Source organism: Candidatus Symbiopectobacterium sp. NZEC135 (genome assembly GCF_025962695.1).
In genome coordinates this window covers 1-1,495 of sequence record NZ_JAGFPF010000416.1, presented here as the reverse complement: position 1 = coordinate 1,495, position 1,495 = coordinate 1, and the positions used below count along the sequence as shown (strand labels likewise).

Genomic DNA, 1,495 nt, shown 5'->3' with positions numbered 1-1,495 from the left:
GCTGAGCACAGCGAATTCCATTGGGCAACGTTTGAAGAAGCGGCCAGGATGTTACCCTTCCCCGGCCAGCGCGACATCCTGCATCACATTCACCGCTACTTTGCCGAACAACAGCCACATCCCCTGCTGCGGATGCCGTTGGGCGCTTAGCGCCTATCCCAGTGAGCCCCAGTGGCACAGCCCGTTTGTTCACAACAGCGGTGCAGAATCTGTCTGCACCGCTTGCTAAACCAACACCCAATGGCGCACACGCAAGCCGAGTACTGGTTTGCTTTCCCCCATGAGGCATGCTACAAATACTCCAGCGTAATATTCTTTTAATTCCGAGGAATGTGGACAAATCGCATTATTTGCGGCGGGTAATACAGAATCATCATGAAGAAAATACAAAACAAAACCATCATTACTTCCATCTACATGCTATTCCTTTCAGCCATTCTTGCCAGTGAACATCACTGGTGTAGCGAACTTTAGGTCTCTCTCTGAATTCAGCGATGGCAGCGCATTTCTGCGCGTTTGTCTGCTGATCCCCCTATTTATCGCACATGGGCCGGTCTCGCTGTGCCTGCTTTTCACGGGCATCGCCGGGCATTACCCCTATGCTACGAATAACCCTTTCAGGGAGAAAAATAATGATTTACTGGATCTTTTTAGCCTGCGCAATTGCGGCAGAAATTATTGGCACGTTAAGCATGAAATACGCCAGCCTCAGCGGTAGCCCGCTGGGCCATCTGGTGATGTATGGCATGATTGCACTCTCCTACCTGTTGCTATCAATTGCCATAAAGCGCGTGGCGATGGGCGTGGCTTACGCCCTGTGGGAAGGTATCGGCATTATCTTTATCACATTGTTTAGTGTCATGCTGTTTGATGAATCCCTTTCGGTGTTAAAAGTCATCGGGCTGGCAATATTGTTAGTGGGTATCCTGCTGGTGAAATCGGGCGTGCGTAAAACCCCTGCGGCCAGCGCAACGCGAGGAAACCATCATGTTACCGTTTGAGTGGCAGCATGCGGCGTTCCTGGCTTTAGCGATTGTGTTGGAGATTGCCGCCAACATTTTCCTTAAATTGTCGGACGGCTTTCGCAAGGTGTGGCTTGGGATGTTATCGCTGATAAGCGTATTGGCAGCGTTTAGCGCACTGGCGCAAGCGGTAAAGGGCATCGATCTCACGGTCGCTTACGCGCTGTGGGGCGGGTTTGGCATTGCAGCCACCGTGGCAGCCGGGTGGATATTGTTCGGCCAGCGTCTCAACAAAAGCGGCTGGGTTGGATTGGGGCTGTTATTGCTGGGCATGGTGCTGATTAAATTGGCATAAAAAAAGAGCGCCTTACGGCGCTCTTCATGTTCTTCTCTTCAGGCGTTACACCTTGAAGTGCCCGACCGTAGAGTGCAGCTCTTCCGTTTGCGCCAGCAACGCTTCGGTGGCCGCCGTGGATTCCTGCACCAGCGCCGCGTTTTGCTGCACCATGGAATCCAACTGCGCCATCGCCTTG

General features: G+C 52.4%; 2 protein-coding genes. Both read left to right on the top strand.

All coding sequences use genetic code 11. The features are described 5' to 3' along the window. Positions 1-632 precede the first annotated feature (632 nt). Positions 633-1,001 (top strand): multidrug/spermidine efflux SMR transporter subunit MdtJ, encoded by a 369-nt coding sequence (gene mdtJ / locus J5224_RS27440; RefSeq protein WP_264628300.1) that lies wholly within the window; start codon positions 633-635, stop codon positions 999-1,001. Continuing rightward, complete coding sequence (gene mdtI / locus J5224_RS27435) at positions 988-1,317, top strand: multidrug/spermidine efflux SMR transporter subunit MdtI (RefSeq protein WP_264628299.1); 330 nt, start codon at positions 988-990, stop codon at positions 1,315-1,317. The genes mdtJ and mdtI overlap by 14 nt, the downstream gene beginning before the upstream one ends. Positions 1,318-1,495: the final 178 nt, after the last annotated feature.

Coding starts and splice junctions, on each gene's coding strand:
- mdtJ (WP_264628300.1), top strand. CDS start 633: ATGATTTACTGGATCTTTTTAGCCTGCGCAATTGCGGCAGAAATTATT.
- mdtI (WP_264628299.1), top strand. CDS start 988: ATGTTACCGTTTGAGTGGCAGCATGCGGCGTTCCTGGCTTTAGCGATT.